This is a genomic window from Clostridium sp. CM036, from assembly GCF_055081135.1.
Genome location: NZ_CM143652.1, coordinates 1208528 through 1225561, shown reverse-complemented (window position 1 = coordinate 1225561; position 17034 = coordinate 1208528). Strand labels below are relative to the sequence as shown.

14 protein-coding genes and 1 pseudogene are annotated in these 17034 nt (G+C 29.5%); 13 read left to right on the top strand and 2 right to left on the bottom strand.

The window, feature by feature from the left end; translation table 11 throughout:
* Positions 1–373: 373 nt before the first annotated feature.
* The 6 genes from ACWJKE_RS05785 (at position 374) to ACWJKE_RS05760 (ending at position 5384) form a co-directional block, all read left to right on the top strand.
* Positions 374–1747 carry a DUF4317 domain-containing protein gene (locus tag ACWJKE_RS05785; RefSeq protein ID WP_462959235.1) on the top strand — a complete coding sequence of 458 codons (1374 nt, stop codon included), beginning with the start codon at positions 374–376 and terminating at the stop codon, positions 1745–1747.
* A 100-nt stretch (positions 1748–1847) separates the two neighbouring features.
* Positions 1848–2276 carry a hypothetical protein gene (locus ACWJKE_RS05780; protein WP_220286932.1) on the top strand — a complete coding sequence of 143 codons (429 nt, stop codon included), beginning with the start codon at positions 1848–1850 and terminating at the stop codon, positions 2274–2276.
* On the top strand, positions 2251–2637 hold the full coding sequence (locus tag ACWJKE_RS05775; RefSeq protein ID WP_220286931.1) for a HEPN domain-containing protein: 387 nt from the start codon (positions 2251–2253) through the stop codon (positions 2635–2637). Before ACWJKE_RS05780 ends, ACWJKE_RS05775 begins: the two co-directional genes overlap by 26 nt.
* A 127-nt stretch (positions 2638–2764) precedes the next feature.
* Positions 2765–3448 (top strand): helix-turn-helix domain-containing protein, encoded by a 684-nt coding sequence (locus tag ACWJKE_RS05770; protein ID WP_258280590.1) that lies wholly within the window; start codon positions 2765–2767, stop codon positions 3446–3448.
* 74 nt (positions 3449–3522) lie between these two features.
* Complete coding sequence (locus tag ACWJKE_RS05765) at positions 3523–4341, top strand: IS3 family transposase (protein ID WP_253198320.1); 819 nt, start codon at positions 3523–3525, stop codon at positions 4339–4341.
* A gap of 701 nt (positions 4342–5042) precedes the next feature.
* Positions 5043–5384: a hypothetical protein gene (locus ACWJKE_RS05760; protein WP_462959234.1), complete on the top strand. Its 342-nt coding sequence runs from the start codon at positions 5043–5045 to the stop codon at positions 5382–5384.
* Here the strand turns inward: ACWJKE_RS05760 and istB are convergent.
* Positions 5374–6117, bottom strand: a complete 744-nt coding sequence (gene istB / locus ACWJKE_RS05755; protein ID WP_220320588.1) for an IS21-like element helper ATPase IstB — start codon at positions 6115–6117, stop codon at positions 5374–5376. The two genes, ACWJKE_RS05760 and istB, sit on opposite strands and share 11 nt — an antisense overlap.
* Positions 6105–7667, bottom strand: a complete 1563-nt coding sequence (gene istA, locus ACWJKE_RS05750) for an IS21 family transposase (RefSeq protein WP_462959007.1) — start codon at positions 7665–7667, stop codon at positions 6105–6107. The genes istB and istA overlap by 13 nt, the downstream gene beginning before the upstream one ends.
* A 152-nt stretch (positions 7668–7819) precedes the next feature.
* Between istA and ACWJKE_RS05745 the strand changes: the two genes are divergently transcribed.
* The 7 genes and pseudogenes from ACWJKE_RS05745 (at position 7820) to ACWJKE_RS05715 (ending at position 16775) form a co-directional block, all read left to right on the top strand.
* Positions 7820–9076, top strand: a complete 1257-nt coding sequence (locus tag ACWJKE_RS05745) for a nuclease/transposase family protein (protein WP_462959233.1) — start codon at positions 7820–7822, stop codon at positions 9074–9076.
* Positions 9077–9378: 302 nt separating this feature from the next.
* Complete coding sequence (locus tag ACWJKE_RS05740; RefSeq protein WP_216304105.1) at positions 9379–9636, top strand: hypothetical protein; 258 nt, start codon at positions 9379–9381, stop codon at positions 9634–9636.
* A gap of 126 nt (positions 9637–9762) precedes the next feature.
* Positions 9763–10172, top strand: a pseudogene (locus ACWJKE_RS05735) (peptide deformylase).
* A 197-nt stretch (positions 10173–10369) separates the two neighbouring features.
* Positions 10370–11878, top strand: coding sequence for a 4Fe-4S dicluster domain-containing protein (locus ACWJKE_RS05730; protein WP_220320547.1), 1509 nt, complete (start codon positions 10370–10372; stop codon positions 11876–11878).
* A 273-nt stretch (positions 11879–12151) separates the two neighbouring features.
* Complete coding sequence (locus tag ACWJKE_RS05725) at positions 12152–13126, top strand: hypothetical protein (RefSeq protein WP_462959232.1); 975 nt, start codon at positions 12152–12154, stop codon at positions 13124–13126.
* Position 13127: 1 nt separating this feature from the next.
* Positions 13128–13559 carry a hypothetical protein gene (locus ACWJKE_RS05720; RefSeq protein ID WP_462959231.1) on the top strand — a complete coding sequence of 144 codons (432 nt, stop codon included), beginning with the start codon at positions 13128–13130 and terminating at the stop codon, positions 13557–13559.
* A gap of 3 nt (positions 13560–13562) precedes the next feature.
* The gene (locus ACWJKE_RS05715; protein WP_462959230.1) at positions 13563–16775 is read left to right on the top strand and encodes a hypothetical protein; all 3213 of its coding nucleotides are present in this window, start codon (positions 13563–13565) and stop codon (positions 16773–16775) included.
* Positions 16776–17034: the final 259 nt, after the last annotated feature.

Here is a 17034-nt window from a genome sequence, read left to right as displayed (position 1 = left end):
AGATTGCAAAGATTAATTACCAATAATTCATACTGTAGGGTTAGAAAAACAAATACCATAAATTTAAAAAAATTTAAAAATAAGAGTTTTAATTGATATCTCTTCCAAATTAGAACAAATACTGTTCCAGTTTCTGGCAAGAGCCTGGCGCCTTATATAAATTGGAAGTGAAACGGACAAACTATGTTGCTATTCTATTCTCAATAGAAATCATTAAAAAAACTGATATATAAATCCTTTATTTTCTGTAAAAAAAATACTATAATTAATAACGATAATATATTAATTATAGCTACAAATAAAAAATACTAAAGACAAACCACTTCAACTATAAATTTACGTAAGGTTTGTCTATAAATTGAGGAGCTTATACATGAGAAAAAAAGATATACTTGAGTTAAAAAGACGTTTTAAAAAAGAACAATGCACCTTCACTAAAATGTGTGGCTGCTATGTTAATGGAGAAAAACATACTATTTTAAAATTTAGAGAAAGCTTTTTAAATTTAGATGAGGATGAATACTTTAAATATTTAGAAATTGCTAAAAAAGTACTGTCTGGAACTATTGGGAATAATATTTTAGAACTTAACTTTTCAACTAATGAAGAATTTACAAATGAAAGGCAGACTTCACTTATGCAGCTTAAAAACAGTCAATTAAAAGATGATGCTCTTGTAGATAACCTTTATGATTTGATTATAGACAATTATGATTACACTGGTAATTTTTTAATACTCTTTTTTCATGATGCTTATGATGTTGTTAGCAAAACCAGAGATAATATAAAGATAGATGAATCTGAAGAAGTATATGAATATGTGTTATGTGCAATATGTCCAGTTTCACTTTCAGAGCCTGGTCTTAGATACTTTGAACAGCAAAACGAAATAAAAGCACGTATTAGAGATTGGGTAGTCGAGTCCCCAACTAATGGCTTTGTGTTTCCTGCTTTTATTGATCGTAGTTCAGATGTTAACTCTATTATGTATTATACAAAAAATGCAAAGGATACACATACTGAATTAATGGAAAATGTTCTAGGTTGTCCTTCAAAACAAACGGCTACGGTGCAAAAGGAAACATTCCAATCAATTATTAAAGATTCTTTTAGTTCAGATGAAATTAAAGCTGATAAAATTTTTATGGATATACAAGAAAACCTAAGTACTATGATAGAAGAATACAATGATTTAAACGATGATGCAGATTGTGAACCTATAAGCTTAACAAAGAAGGATATACAAAAACTTTTAATAGAAAGTGAAGTTCCGCAGGAAATTACTACTGAGATTGAAAACTCCTATGTAGAGAACTTTGGTGATGATATCACTTTAGCAAAGAATTTAATTGACGCAAAGGCTCTTAAGGCAAATGTGCAAAGAAAAAAGGAAGAACGCCTTCACAAACAAGTGGAAATACTTCAAGCTAGACTTGATCAAGTTAAACAAGAGAATACTATAGATAATGAAATTGACCTGTCTACAGAAGTTAATGATGATAATGTGGTTTTAGAAGAAGATTTAGAAACTAATTTAGAAGAAACTTTAGAAACTAATTTAGAGAAAGTTCCAGATGCATTTTCAGAAGATAATAATGTTACCCCTCATTATGATGTTATACTACAAGTAAAACCCGAAAAAGTATCTCAAATAAAATCTCAAATAATTAATGGCCAAAAATGCATAGTTATTCCTATTAATGACAATGAACAAACTACGGTTAATGGTATAGATAATTTGATTTAAAACAACTAACTTTACACCTTTCGACAAGTGACAGTCACCCTTTGTTATTTACACTCAATTTATGTAGTGATACAATATAAGAATAGGAAGGTGAAATATTATGATAGAATGTTTAAAAGATTTCTATGCATTAGATAATATTTTTAATACAAGTAATAATACCAATTATAAATTTGAAAATTTAATTGGGTTGGATAATTATGAATGTATACATCCAGTCAAACAAAGGAAAGTTTATGAAATTGCTAATCTATTATTAAAAGATAATGTTGGTAAGCACATCACTGATATTATAGTGTTTGGTAGTGCCACAACGCTTTTCTGTAGTAGCTTTAGTGATATTGATATAATCGTTTTAGGTGATTTTTCTGAGTTTTATCCAACTGTAGATTTACACGAGTTTGGAGAAATTGATTTATTTGGATATAATAAAAAACTATTCCTTAGTGATATGGAAAATAATAATTTTTATAGGAACGCTTGGGCGAAAGGGGTAAGAATATATGAGCAATTATCTGCATCTTGCTAAGAGTGATTTGAAGTATGCGAATTTTGGTCTTACAAATTGCACAGACGAAGTAGAAATTAATTATGCGGCTTATCATGTAAATCAAGCAATTGAAAAAATAATTAAAGCACTTTTAGAGCTTAATGGGAATGATTTGACTGACAGAAAGTATAAGACACATAATATAAGTTATTTAATTTCGTCTCTTCCTAAAGGGACACAGGTGCCGAATATAATAGTCGAAAGGAAATTTGAAATTATTAGATGGGTATCAGAGCCAAGATATAATGTGAATTTTAGAGAATCTAAAGAGGATATTTTAATTATATATACTGCAGCATTTGAGTGGCTTAATCAAATCATGTTGATGCAGAGTAGATAATGTTTATTTTATTTTTACTGCCTTTCTAGTCTTTAACAAGTTAAAAGGGAATTCAAATTGATATGCTCCCCTTATGGTAGACAGTTAAAATAATAAAACTGTTTACTATAAGGAGGGCTATTTTTTTATGGGAAGAAAATCAACTATATCAGACCAACAAAAAATTAAGGCTGTAACATCATATTTAAATGGAAAAGCTAGTATGTTAAGTTTATGCAACAAACTTCAAGTACATAAGAGTTCTTTTCAAAAATGGGTAATACGATATAAATCAGAAGGTGAAGCTGGGTTAAAACATTCTAGCAAAAATACTTCTTATACTGCCAAAATCAAGATTAACATTGTAAAAGAATATCTTGATGGGCATGGCTCACTGAATGATTTATGCATTAAGTATCATATTTCGTCAAATACAGTTTTATGCAATTGGATAAAGAAGTATAATGGTCATGAAAACATAAAATCTTCTGGAACAGGAGGAAAAATAATCATGACCAAAGGACGCAAAACTTCTTATATTGAACGCATTGAAATCATAAAGTACTGTATTGAAAACAATAACAGTTATAATAAAACTGTTGAAAAATATAAGGTATCTTATCCTCAGATTTATACCTGGATGAAGAAGTATAATCAGTTTGGTATTGAAGGGCTTTTGGACCGACGTGGAAAGCCAAAGGCTGAAGAGTTAATGACAGAAGATGAAAAGCTAAAAGCTCAATACAAGCTTTTAGAAGCACAAAATAGAAGATTACGGATGGAGAATGCTCTTCTAAAAAAAATCCAAGAGATAGAAAGAAGGCGATATTAAGCGAAGCTAGATACGAAGATACTTATCTTGCAATCCAAGAATTATCTAACAAAGATAAATTTCCTATAACTGAGTTGTGCATTATAGGCGGCGTTAGCCATTCTGCATATTATAAATGGCTACACAGAGAAAAAAGTAACCGAGTATTGAAAAACGAAGAATTATTAAAGCTTATTTGTGAGTTATATGAGGAAAAAGACGGTATCTTAGGCTATCGCCAGATGACGATTAAAATCCGTAGAGAATATAATAAAAAAGTTAATTATAAACGAATTTATCGTCTGATGCAGATATTAGGATTAAAATCCGTATGCAGAAAAAAAAGATATAATTATATTAAGTCAACTCCTGAAGTTACTGCAGAAAATATTTTGGATAGAAATTTTAAAGCAGAACAAGTCAATAAAAAATGGCTTACAGATGTAACCGAGTTTAAATATGGGAGAAGTGGACAAAAGGCTTATCTAAGTGCAATATTTGATTTAGGTGATAGAAGTATTGTTTCATATGTCATTGGTCATTCTAATAATAACCAATTGGTTTATCAAACCTTTAATCTTGCTGTTAAAGTATACCCTGATGCTAAACCAATATTTCATAGTGACCGAGGTTTCCAGTATACTTCAAAAATATTTAAAGAAAAACTAAAAAAAGCTGGAATGATACAGAGCATGTCGAGGGTTGGGCATTGTATTGATAATGGTCCAATGGAAGGATTTTGGGGAATCTTAAAAACAGAAATGTATTATCTTCATAAATTTGAAGACTATGAAAGCTTAAAGAAATCGATTGAAGACTATATAGAATATTATAATAATAGACGTTATCAAAAACGTTTAAAGTGCATGACACCAATGGAATATCAGCGATATCTATTAGGTAATGCAGCATAAATAAAGCGCCTACCAAATAATAGACGCCTTACATAAAATCTTTAATTATTTCCACTGTCTACTTGACAGGGGGCAGTTCAAATGAATTCCCTTTTAATATATTCGTATAGTCAATCCACCATGTTATCATCTGCAATAAAATCTACATCAACATTCTTCTCCCTAAGCTTATTAATATAAACCACTGCACACCTAAATGTCTTTTTATTCTTTGGATTTTATTGTCTCACTGAAAAATTCACAGGCTTATTGTAACATTTACAAACTACTATTCAATTTGAAGTCAATATATTTTTCAAAACTAATTACAGTTTTGAATTTACAATGAATTTGTGCGGAAAGCCCACTCCTTAAGGTGTGGGATGGATAGCACTTGTCGATAGGCAATAAAAGAATTATAAAAAAAATAATAAAGGAACAAATATAACACTATAATTAATTATCATTTTTGTATATTGTCCAAGGGATAGGAGAAAATATTATTAATACATAGTGTAGAAGAAGACTTAAATACATAACTAAGGGGATTAAATCATCTCCTGCGGAGCTGAAGTATTAACGACTTCAGAAGGAGATTTATACTTCCACTGAAGTTTTCTGTTTGTTAGGGTATGTAACTCCAGCTTATAGAAGTGGGAGACTTCCTTCTGAAATGTCGTTAAAATTGAAACTTCAACTATAGAAAGTGAGGTGAATATTCAGTGGCAAAAAAAGAAGCTAAACAACGGTTCGTATTGAACCTAAATCTTAAACTTGAAAAATTTGAAGAAAAGATATTGGATAAAAGATTTGAGATTGGAAGGAAGATCTATAATTCAGTTTTAGGTAAAGCTTTAAGTAGGTATAATGAAATGAGCAAGACTAAAAACTGGAGGAAAAATCAATCTGAATTATCAAATATTTATAAAAATAAATTGGACAAGAAAGAATTGAACAAGCTTTGCACTCCGTTGTTATTGGCAAGTACTTTTGGAGAAATTTCGGCAAACTATTTTACTGAATTTATCCCAGTATATTTTTCCCATTTAACTGCTAAAATATAGATTTTCTGTGCTCCAACCTATAGCTCTTTCCAATCATGTTAAAAAGTTCGCACCTATAAGATATTCTATCTAATACAGCTGTTGTTAATGCTGGGTCTCCTAAAAGCTCTACCCATTCTTCGAATCCTTTGTTAGAAGTTATAATTAGTGATGCCTGTTCATGAAGGGATGATATTAATTGAAAGAACAAATTAGCCTCATCTCTAGTTATAGGAAGATATCCGACCTCATCAATTATAACGAGGCTTGAAGAAAGGATTCTATTTAGTTTACCTTTGCTTTTTCTTGATATCTGCTGAGTTTTCAAAACATGCATCAGATTATCCATAGTTACAAAACTTACCTTATAACCTGCCTCAACGGCTTTATAACCCAAGGCAATAGCTGTGTGAGACTTCCCAACGCCCGGTGGGCCTAAAAATATAAGATTATACATCCTATCTATCCATTCCATTTCCATGAGTCTGTTTATTTGTTTCTTTGTTATTGATTTTTGAAATAGAAAATCAAATTCCTCCATTGTCTTTTTAACTGGAAAGTCAGCATATTTAAGTCTTTTTTCTTGTGTTTTCTGATCTTTCAAAACAACCTCATTTTTAAGTATTGATAATAGAAAGTCTTGATAGGAAACATTACCTAACTCACCTTTTTCAATAATTTTATCTGCATCTACATTTAAATAGTTTAGCTTAAGATTTTTGGCATACTCTTTGATTAATTCTAATTTCTCCATGATTGCTTGTCCTCCTTCAAAGCATCAATATAGTCACTTATACTTCTTACTTCCGGTTTTAACCCTCTATACTTTGATGGTATAGATAACTTGTCAATTACAGATTTTTTATCAACTTTTGCAATATCCTGTATCGCAAGATATTCAAGGGTTTCTTTAAACATTCCAGCACTCCACAAGTTTCGTATAACACAATAATTCAATGCTTGTTCTATTAGCGAAGCTTCATATGAATGTACTATATTTAGTATTGAACCAAATTGATCTTTGCAGTATCTTGGTTTTTCACGTTTTATGCCATCTAGTAGCATTTTTGCATTTTCAGTTTTACCGAGAGCAAAAAACAATCTTTCATAAACTTGGTCAATAGAACTGTGAATATCCCTTTCGGGATGAATTATTTTTATAAGTTCACCCTGCCTTGTACTTACTTGATGACTTGCTATTAATACACCTGTATCAAAATCAACTATATTCATTTTGGAGCCTTTTATCATTAATTTAAGTTCTTTACCTGGGCTATAAGTTCCTTTGGGCACTTGATACCTGTTCTGTTTATACAAAATTACATTGTTTTTTCGTACAGCATAAGTTAAACTAGTATTAGATGAATTTTTTTCAAAGAGTTCAGGTACTGGTAGCAAGTGTTTCTTTTCGAGAGCAAACACTTCTGCCGGTATTTTTTTCGTTATTTCATGTTTTTTACCATTGCCTGTTCTATCTAGCCATTTGAATGAGTCTTCATTAAAGGAATCAACATCTATAAATACTCTGTTTATAGCAAAGTTATATTTTGAGTATTTTACCACAGATTCTATTTTCCCCTTACTTTGAGGATCAAAACCTCTACAAAGCCTAACTTTATATTTCATAGTATTAATATAATTTTGAAAACCTTCGGTATAAATAATGTCTCCAGAATTCTCGGCTACTGCAAGCACACGATCTTGGTCATACACTATTTCAATAGGCATACCACCAAGATATTCAAAAGCTCGATTATGAGCATCAATAAAAGAGGCGGTAGTAAATGGTTTGTCTGTCCAAAGTATGTATTTATACCTTGAATGTGATAAAACCATTGCAAAGCAATACACTTTTACTTTGTTTCCATTTAATCTTTTGAGCCATATTTGACCCATATCAACCTGAGCTTGGTAGCCCATGGGAAGTTCATGTACTTCCTCAAATTGTCTTATTGGCGAAGCCTTAGGCAGATTGTATTCTTTCCTTAAATTACTAATATAAAGCCTTAAAGACCTTTCTTTAAATTTTACATCACCATATCTTTCCTTTATCCAATCAAGTACTTGTGCTGCTGACATATCTCTGAAATCAGTAATCCATTCTAAAATATCATCTTTGTAGATATCAATTTTTTTATGTCTATTCTTCGATTGAATAGTGACTTTAACATATTCACCAGGATCCATGTCCCAATACTTTTGAACTGTTTTGTAATTTATATTTAGAGCTCTTTCAACCTGTGATTTATTAAATCCAAGTGCTTTATATTGTTTTATTTCACTAAACATATTCCATCCTTTCAATTTTAAATTCCCCCTCTGTAAAATATATCTCTAATTGTATCAGAGAAGGAATTATTATTGTACTTAACTGGAAATTATTCTCCTTTTTTGTTTGCCGAAATATCACCCTTTTAGTTTACCGCTAACATCCGTATTTTGATATTAAAAATGCAATGCTTAAAGAATTTAGGCTAACCGAATATTCACTTCATGAAGATGTAAGATCAACGCAACATACATTTAAACATAATTTAGACAGCTTCACTGCTCAGAAGATTGCATCAAGAGTATGGGAATCTTTAGAAAATAATTTATTTGGCAAAGGTGAACAAGTTCACTTTAAAGGTAGAAACAATCCGTTAAATTCATTAGAAGGTAAATCTAATGGCACTGGAATAAAATATGATATTGAAACAAATACGCTTAAATGGAATGGGTTAAAGATTGAAACAATGCTTAATATAAATAACCAATATGAGATAGATGCTTTAAGGAATAAAATATGTTTCTGTAGAATTAAAAGGAAATTTGTACGAGGGCGTTATAAATATATACTTCAAATAGTTTTGGATGGAGTAGCTCCTACTAAGTTTAACCAAGAGACAGGAGAAATTAGAAATGATATCGGCCTTGGAGATTGCGGAATTGACATAGGCACACAGACAATCGCTTATACTTGTGAATCTGATGTTAAGCTATATGAATTGGCTCCACATGTACAAAATATTGAAAATGAAAAACGTAGAATTCAAAGATATATGGATAGAAGTAAGAGAAAAACTAATCCTAATAATTTCGATGAAAATTGCAGTATAAAAAAAGGTGTTAAATTAGAATGGAAATATTCAAAGAGATACGTAAAAGCTAAGAATAAACTTAAAGATATATATAGGAAACAAAGGGATATAAGAGAACAAGATCATAATATAATGATTAATGAAATAGTAAAAAATTGCAATGTAGTCTATGTTGAAGAAATGAATTTTAAAGGATTGCAAAAACGTGTTAAAAATGCAACTACTAATGATAAGACTGGAAGGATTAACAAGAAAAAGAGATTTGGTAAATCATTAGCAAATAAAGCACCTAGTAAATTTTTAACAATGCTAGAAAATAAGCTAAAATCTAAAGGCGGAAAATACTTTGAAATTAATACGTGGCAAGTGAAAGCTTCACAGTATAACCACTTAAATCAACAATATAGTAAAAAGAAATTATCTCAAAGGTGGAATGATTTTGAATATAATGGCAAACAAATCAAAGTCCAAAGGGATATATATTCGGCATACCTAATTAAAAATGTTAATGATGATTTATGCAGTATAAATTTTGATGCATGTAATAAAGATTTTGAAAAGTTTTTAGTATTGCATAGTAAAGAAATTAAAAGATTGCAAGGATTAGATAATTTAAGTAGTATGGGAGTTTAGAATAAAAAAATGTCTTGAAACGGGCATTATGCTATCGCTAATGGGTTGGTTGCAATCCTTGATGGTGAAATTTTTGGGGAAAATAATTAGTGTTAATATCATTCGTGATATTAAAGAAAGTTATTTAGTACCTAAGAACCACATGCTTTTAAGCGTGGGAGTTTCAGAATAAAAGAAGATAGTATAAAAGGGATGAATGTATTAATATTTCTTATCAGCTATGTTATCATTGATATAGATGTTTAGCATTTAGAGAACAATGTTTGCGATAAACAATAACTAAATAAAGGGGAAATGCAATCTTGGTAAAGGATAAATTAAAAGACCATATTATGGAAACTGTTGAAAATCAAATAAAGGATAACAATCCTAAATGTACAACTGAAGTTTTTGAAAAATTAGTAGCTTGTGGATATGCACAAGATATGGCAAAGAAAATGATTGGAGCAGTTTTAGTGGAAGAGCTATATTATGTTTTGAAAAACGAGGAGTTATTTAATGAAGAAAGATATAGTGAAAAATTAGATAAGTTACCATTATTAATTAAGAAATTATATTGAATTCATAGAAAATGTATAGTAAAATCAAATTTTGCTATGCATTTTCTAATACAAGCTCCATAATGTATTTGTACAATAGAGGAATCATTTAAAAATATAAATAAGACTAAAGAAGGAGTATAACATATGGTTAGATCAATTATGAAAGACATATTTTTTCTTAATCAAAAATCAGAACTTGCTACAAAAGCAGATGCTCAGGTGATACAGGATTTGCTTGATACGCTTAAAGCAAATAAAGAAGGGTGTGTAGGAATGGCAGCTAATATGATTGGTGTCAAAAAAAGAATTATTGTGATCAGTATGGGCGATATGAACGTTCCGATGATTAATCCTGTGATAGCGAATAAATCGGGTCAATATGAAACAGAAGAAGGATGTCTTTCACTTATAGGTGTTAGAAAAACTAATAGATTCAAAGAGATAGAAGTAGAGTATTTTGATTCGGGATTTAAGAAGCGAAGGGGAAAATACTCAGGATGGATTGCTCAAATTATTCAACATGAAGTAGCCATTGTGATGGGATAGTCATATAGAAAAAAGGTAAGAGCGCTGTTCAAGGTGCAATCACAGCAATTAAAGAAAAATTCATGATAATTAACCAGTTATAATATAAAAAGCTATAAGTAAAATAAATACACAAACAAAATTGACTGAATTATACTATATGATATTCTAACGAAGAATATATATATGTAGTTTTTATAAATATCAAAGCATAAAAGGAGTAAAAATGAAATACGAATATAAAACACTTACTGATATTAGACACAAAGTTTTTACGGCCGTAAGTAAGATGGCCTTTGAAGACAATTTAAAAGATATAGAGAATATTCCATATGAGATCATTCGTGGAGAGGTGGGTAAGTATAGAGAAAGTACATTTCTTGAAAGAGCAATAGTTAGTGAGCGAATCCGTTTGGCAATGGGACTAAATTTAAGACCAAGTGATAAACCAAGATCAATTACGGAGGGATTAGAGGGGGCAACCAAACCTTCAAAATATTATGAACCGCCACTTGTAAATATTATAAAATTTGCTTGTAATTCTTGTCCAACAAATAGCTATGAAGTTACAAATATGTGCCGTGGCTGCCTAGCACACCCTTGTGTAGAAGTTTGTCCTAAAGGCGCAGTTAGTATAGCTAATGGGAAAAGTGTTATTGATCAGGAAAAATGTATAAAGTGTGGTTTATGTGCTAAAGTGTGTCCGTATTCAGCAATAATAAAACATGGGCGCCCATGTGCCATGGCATGCGGAGTGGATGCAATATATACGGATGAATATGGCAGAGCATCAATAGATTATGATAAATGTGTTAGCTGTGGAATGTGTTTGGTAAATTGTCCTTTTGGAGCAATATCTGATAAAAGCCAAATATTTCAACTAATTCAGGCAATTAATCAAAAGAAAGAAGTAATTGCAATTGTAGCTCCATCATATGTGGGGCAGTTTGGTAAAAATGTTGGATTTAATGATTTTAAAAGAGCGATGATTACAATTGGATTTAAAGATGTTGTTGAAGTTGCGATTGGTGCAGATATTTGTACAATTGATGAGGCAAAAGATTTTATAGAAAATGTACCTGAAAAACTTTCCTTTATGGCTACTTCATGCTGCCCTTCATGGTCTGTTATGGCTAAAAAATTATATCCTGAATATGCTGAAAATATTTCAATGACTTTGACTCCAATGGTTTTTGCTGCTCGACTTGTGAGAGAAAAACATAAAGATGCAATGATTGTTTTTGTTGGGCCATGTAGTGCGAAAAAATTAGAAGCTTCCAGAAAAAGCGTAAAAAGTGAAGTTGATTTTGTAATTACATATGAGGAGTTATCTGGAATGCTTACAGCCAAAGAAGTAGAAATAATTGGTACAGATATGAGCTTGAGTAATGAAGCAACTGGTTCAGGAAGAGGCTTTGCGGTTGCAGGTGGAGTCGCTAAGGCTGTAGCTGATTTGATAAAAAAAGAACATCCAGGGCGAGAAGTAAAGATTAAAGCTGCGAATGGACTGAGAGAATGTAGGGAGATGTGTAATGATGCCATAAAAGGAAAGTATGATGGATATCTCATTGAAGGAATGGCGTGTCCGGGCGGCTGTGTGGCTGGAGCTGGGTGTATTGTCAAACCTAACATAGCTGGTGCTCAGGTTAAACAAGCGGCTAAAAATTCTGAGCTGAAGATTTCAGATGAGTCTAAATATGCTGATAAACTTTACTTGTTAGATGGAAAAAGCTAGAGGAAGAATAGTAGAAAGTAAAAACTTCCAGTTTTTACTACGACTTCGGAGGTTGTTACATAAACTGGAAGTTTATGTTTGCTATTGGTATTTCATGTAAACTAAGGCTTTTCAATGGCTTTTTACTTATTTTAATGAGTAAAACATTATTTTTTATTGAAAAATGAAACCTCGTAATTAGAAATTGCATGCGAATTAGTTTTTTGCACAGCCTGCCGTTTTTTTTATGAGCATAGTGAATTTGCTGAAAACTATTTTATAAAGGGGAATAGTATGATGGAGTTAGATTACAGTGTAAAACCTAATATGATGATTTTAGGAGATTGTGAGTTTTCGCAATTGATAACCAATGCTATAATAGCAGGTTTAGGATATATTAGTATACCATTAGAGCCTAATGATTCTAAAGAGTTAAAAGTAGCATTTATTTTTAAGGATGCAATAAAAGGTAATAAAGTTATGGATAGATTCTTAAATTGGATAAATGCATCTAATGGAAATATGAATGCATTTGGATTAGATATTATAGAAAAAAGTGATGGTTCGTATTTATTATGTATCTATCAAGAACAGGATCTACTCTTAGAAAGACTTATTTCAAGAGAAATTAAGGAATGGGTTAATCCATTATTAGCAGTAGTAGTTCATTATAAATGCATTGAAAGTAGAAGTGAACAATATTATATGTTTAGGGAGGCTTGTAAATTTAGTAAATGTCATATATATGGTGCTGATACAACAGGAAGAATATTATCTCTTAATAAGGTGATTATTAAAGAAAATATAAGATTTTTTAAAGAGGATGATATTACAGAAGATTCTTTATTATATTCATTTAAACCAAGGGATTCATTTTCACTTAATAAAAAGCATATAACAAATTTAGATAATAATAATGAAGTAACCGGTGTTACTAGAATAAATAATATTAAATACTTTTTTCCGATAACATATAATGAAATCATTAACTGCAAATATTTTAATGATATTTTAGAAGAGTTAGAAGCAGATTTTGATAAATCAATAATAATACAAGCTATTTGTAATATAGTGTTGGAGTATAGAATATCAGAAGATAAGATAGAGCTTAATAAGAGCTCAGCTATAGATTGGATAGAATATTTAGTAAATAATTATGAGACACCAAAAAGCGCTTTTCCAAAAGATAATAAATATGTAGTAAAGGATATTTTAGAACAAATAAAAAGAGATGAAGAATATTTCAAAAAAGTTAAGGGAGGAAATTAGGATGGTAGAGGTAACAATTTTACAACAATTTAGTAGTTGGGTTTCAGAGAATTGGGGGGCATCTGCAATAGCAGGAGGAATAATGTGGGATGCAATAAAGGGATGCTTATTAATACCATTTAAGAACAAGTTTTGTAAGTATTTTAGTGGTGATAAGGAAGCGGAAGGATACTTTGAAAAAATATGTGAATCTCAAAGTATAAATAAAAATAAACCCTCAAGGGATATAGAAGACGTATATGAGGATATAACTAAAAATGCATTACCGGATGGGTTTATTGATGAGTTGAGAGACTTTTTAATTGCTAATAAAGATAAAGTAGAGATGCTTAATAATCAAAATGGAGATTTTAGTTCATTAAATCAGCAAGCTGGTAGAGATATTAATAATGTAAAAGGTTCTCAAACGATTACAAACTATGGTAGGAATTAAGTTATGGATGAGGAATCTATATATGCCTATAGAGATATTAATAACGTTCAAGGTAATCAATATATTATTAATAGTCCTATTTTTAACACTTTGGATGGAGAGAATTCAAGTGAATTTGTTTTACAAAAAATTGAAAATGTAAATTACTTTGATGAATTAAAAGAGAGGCTTGAGGAAAAAAAATTAGTTGTTAGAAATAAGGTATTGCAAGATATAAAGAATATTATGAATAATGTAGAAAGTTTATTAGTATATGGTGAGCCAGGGATTGGAAAAACTACATTAGTAGGAGAACTTTCATTAAGTTATAAAATTATATATATTTCTTTAAGAAATAGAAGTATAAAAGAAGTGTTTGGATATTTAATTGAATGCTATGGATTACAGTTTAATAAGGATGAAGATATATTTTTCATGTTAGAAAGCCTTATAAAGAGCAGTAATTTTTTATTTGTATTTGATGATTGTGAAAGCAATAGGGAGGGTGTACAGCAGTTAGAGCGATTAGTTAAGTATGGAAATAAATTCTTATATTTAGCACGAAATAGAAGTGTATTCACTGGAATTAATATTAGTAAATATGAATTGGAAAAATTAACAAAAGATGAAGTTAAGGAATTTATAAAGTTATCTTTAGAGACTAAATTGGAAGAGGATTTTATTGATGAGCTATATCTAAAATCTAAAGGAAATCCCTTATATCTATATTACTATGTTAATTATAAGATAAACCCTTTGCCAATCGGATTGGAAAGTTATCAAGAAGCGTTATGGGGAAGTTTAAGTTCAGAGCAGAAGGAAATATTATCATGTATAGCAATAACAAATTTTTCAATAAAAAGAGAGGTTTTGAAAGAATCTTTATATAAATTAACATCAGTTAAAAATACTTTAATGGAATTTCAACTTAAAACATCAGTTTTAGAATACCTATTAAATAGTAAAAAGGGAGTATATGATATTTTTCATCCTTTATTTAAAGAATATATATTAAAATATATTAGTGACAATGAAATGACGAGTGAGTATGAAGTTATAGTAGGAGAAAGTGCAATAGAAAAAAAATTTTTTATAGAAGGAACTCTACTTTTACTAGATAAAGATAATGATGTTATTAATGAACATCTATTACCAGTAGGTGTAAAGTTATATAATTCAAGTAGAATAGTGCAATCTATTAAAGTATTAGAAAAAGCATTAACAATATATAAAAAAGATAGTAAATATATAGAGTATTATGCACATACCAATTATTATATCAGTTTGGTGTATATGGGTACTAATAATAAAAATGATGGATATATATGTATAAATAAAGCTATAGATATATATAATGATTTAAGTGATAAAAAAGGTTACCTTTTGTGTATAGCTATTAAAGCAGCTTTTTTGGCTGAAGATGGTAGAAAGGAAGAAACAGAAAAGTTACTAACAGAAATAGATACATTTGAATTTATTGATGATAAATTTAAAGCGTATGTATATATTAATATGTCAAAAATAAATCTTTCATTTAATCAATATGAAAAGGCAGCAACAAATGCCAAAATAGCATATGAACTTTTTGTCAAGGTTGATAATAAAGAGGGTGCTCTAAAAAGTTTGTTGAACTATTCAGGTGCATTATCTAATATAGATCAAGAAGAGTTAGCAACAGAATATCTAGAAATGATATTAGATGATAATAACATAAACAATAATAAAACGCTAAAAGCAGCCATTATGAATAATCTTACTTCATGTTATAGAAAGAAGAAGGAATACGATAAAGCTATATTTACATGTAATGAATCAATAAAGATAATGAGTGAACTAAAACAATACTCTAAATTAGCTATGAACTTATTAAATTTAGGCAATATATATAGAGATTTAAAAGATTGGATTAAATGCGAATCAACATATCTGCAAGGTATTAAAATTGCTGAGGCGCACGCAGTTATTAGAGAGACAGGAAGAGGATATGAGTTAATGGCTTCAATGAGTTACATGCAGAAAAAATATGATGAATGTATAAAATATTCACAGAAAGCAATTGAAGCAAGTAATCAAGTAAATGATGATTTTAGAGTTGCAGAAGCATATGTAGAGATGTCGAGAGGTTATTTAGGATTAAATGATATTATTCCTTATATTAATTGTATTGAACAGGCAGTACAATATTACCTAAAGGAGAATTTTGTTAATGAGGCTATCGATTACTTAATTAAACTTATAAAATATTATGATATAAATTATAATGAAGTAAAAGTTAAAGAGTATTTAGAAAAAATTAAATTGATAATAAATACAGAAAAAGATATTGATAACCAGTTACTTTATTATAATTTAGTAGAAGAGTTTAAAGAGAATGAATCTACAAATATAGTTGTTGATTTATACTATAATATTATTATTGGTATCTTGGAGTCTGAAAATAATTTAAATCTAATGCAGCTATTTACTGGATTTGTAGATATATGTAAAAACAATATTAATAATAGAACAAAAAATATGTTTATAGATGCAGTAAAGAGGCTAGTAGTAAAGGGTAAAGAAAGTAAATTATCCATGACTGTACTTGCCTTTATAATTGAAGAATCAGGACAATTAGTTGGAATAGATCAATTAGAATCTATCATAAAGCATTTAAAAGAATATTATAATGACATATATATTAGAAAAAACGGAGAGATGACATATATATTTACATCATATTGGAATTGTGGAGTCTATATTCAATATTGTTGCGAGGCCACTCAATTAATTAATATTAAAGTTGCGTTAGCATTATATTTGATAACTAAATTTAATGAGGATTATATAATTGGAGAGGGTAGCAATATTAAGTGTAAATATGTCGATTTTAATATATTGGATTTTAAATCAGTAAACGAATCACTTGGTGGAAACGAATATTTAAGTGAACATAATTTTAAAAAAATGCCTGTTAGCATCAGTACTGGGGTAACATGTGATGTAGCTACTTATATTATATTAGGAGAAGAGTACGAGATTAAGAAAAGTGAAGAAAGGGATATAAGAAATGAAATATTCATATATACCATTATGAATATATTTGATCAATTAACTAAAAGGATATCAAATGAAAGTATTACAAAAGTTGATAAAAGCGGTGCAATAAAAGCAAGAAAGTTTATTGAACATTTAATCTTTATAAAATTAGAAGATTCGAGTTCTAAATGGATTTTACAACCATTAGGGAGCGTTAAGTAATTATGTATGGCTTGTAATAAGATAATTTTAAAATCAAAAGGAGAATTAACAAATGACAAGGGAAAGTAATGTTTATTGTATTGCAGAAATAATATAATACAGAATAATTGTGGATGATTTCATAATAAGGCTGAGGCTTATTATGAAATCAGATAGTAGAAATGAACTCAGTGAAAACAGAAAAGATAACAATAGATAAAAAGTTAGCGCTTAACTCAAAAATAGGCAAATAGGTCATTTTTGGTCAAAAATTTAAAAT

Excerpts from the sequence above, each read along its gene's own strand:
- ACWJKE_RS05770 (WP_258280590.1), top strand. The coding sequence starts at position 2,765 with ATGGGAAGAAAATCAACTATATCAGACCAACAAAAAATTAAGGCTGTA.
- ACWJKE_RS05715 (WP_462959230.1), top strand. The coding sequence starts at position 13,563 with ATGGATGAGGAATCTATATATGCCTATAGAGATATTAATAACGTTCAA.
- ACWJKE_RS05720 (WP_462959231.1), top strand. The coding sequence starts at position 13,128 with ATGGTAGAGGTAACAATTTTACAACAATTTAGTAGTTGGGTTTCAGAG.
- istB (WP_220320588.1), bottom strand. The coding sequence starts at position 6,117 with ATGGAGAAATTAGAATTAATCAAAGAGTATGCCAAAAATCTTAAGCTA.
- ACWJKE_RS05725 (WP_462959232.1), top strand. The coding sequence starts at position 12,152 with ATGATGGAGTTAGATTACAGTGTAAAACCTAATATGATGATTTTAGGA.
- ACWJKE_RS05745 (WP_462959233.1), top strand. The coding sequence starts at position 7,820 with ATGCTTAAAGAATTTAGGCTAACCGAATATTCACTTCATGAAGATGTA.
- ACWJKE_RS05730 (WP_220320547.1), top strand. The coding sequence starts at position 10,370 with ATGAAATACGAATATAAAACACTTACTGATATTAGACACAAAGTTTTT.
- ACWJKE_RS05775 (WP_220286931.1), top strand. The coding sequence starts at position 2,251 with ATGAGCAATTATCTGCATCTTGCTAAGAGTGATTTGAAGTATGCGAAT.
- ACWJKE_RS05785 (WP_462959235.1), top strand. The coding sequence starts at position 374 with ATGAGAAAAAAAGATATACTTGAGTTAAAAAGACGTTTTAAAAAAGAA.
- ACWJKE_RS05780 (WP_220286932.1), top strand. The coding sequence starts at position 1,848 with ATGATAGAATGTTTAAAAGATTTCTATGCATTAGATAATATTTTTAAT.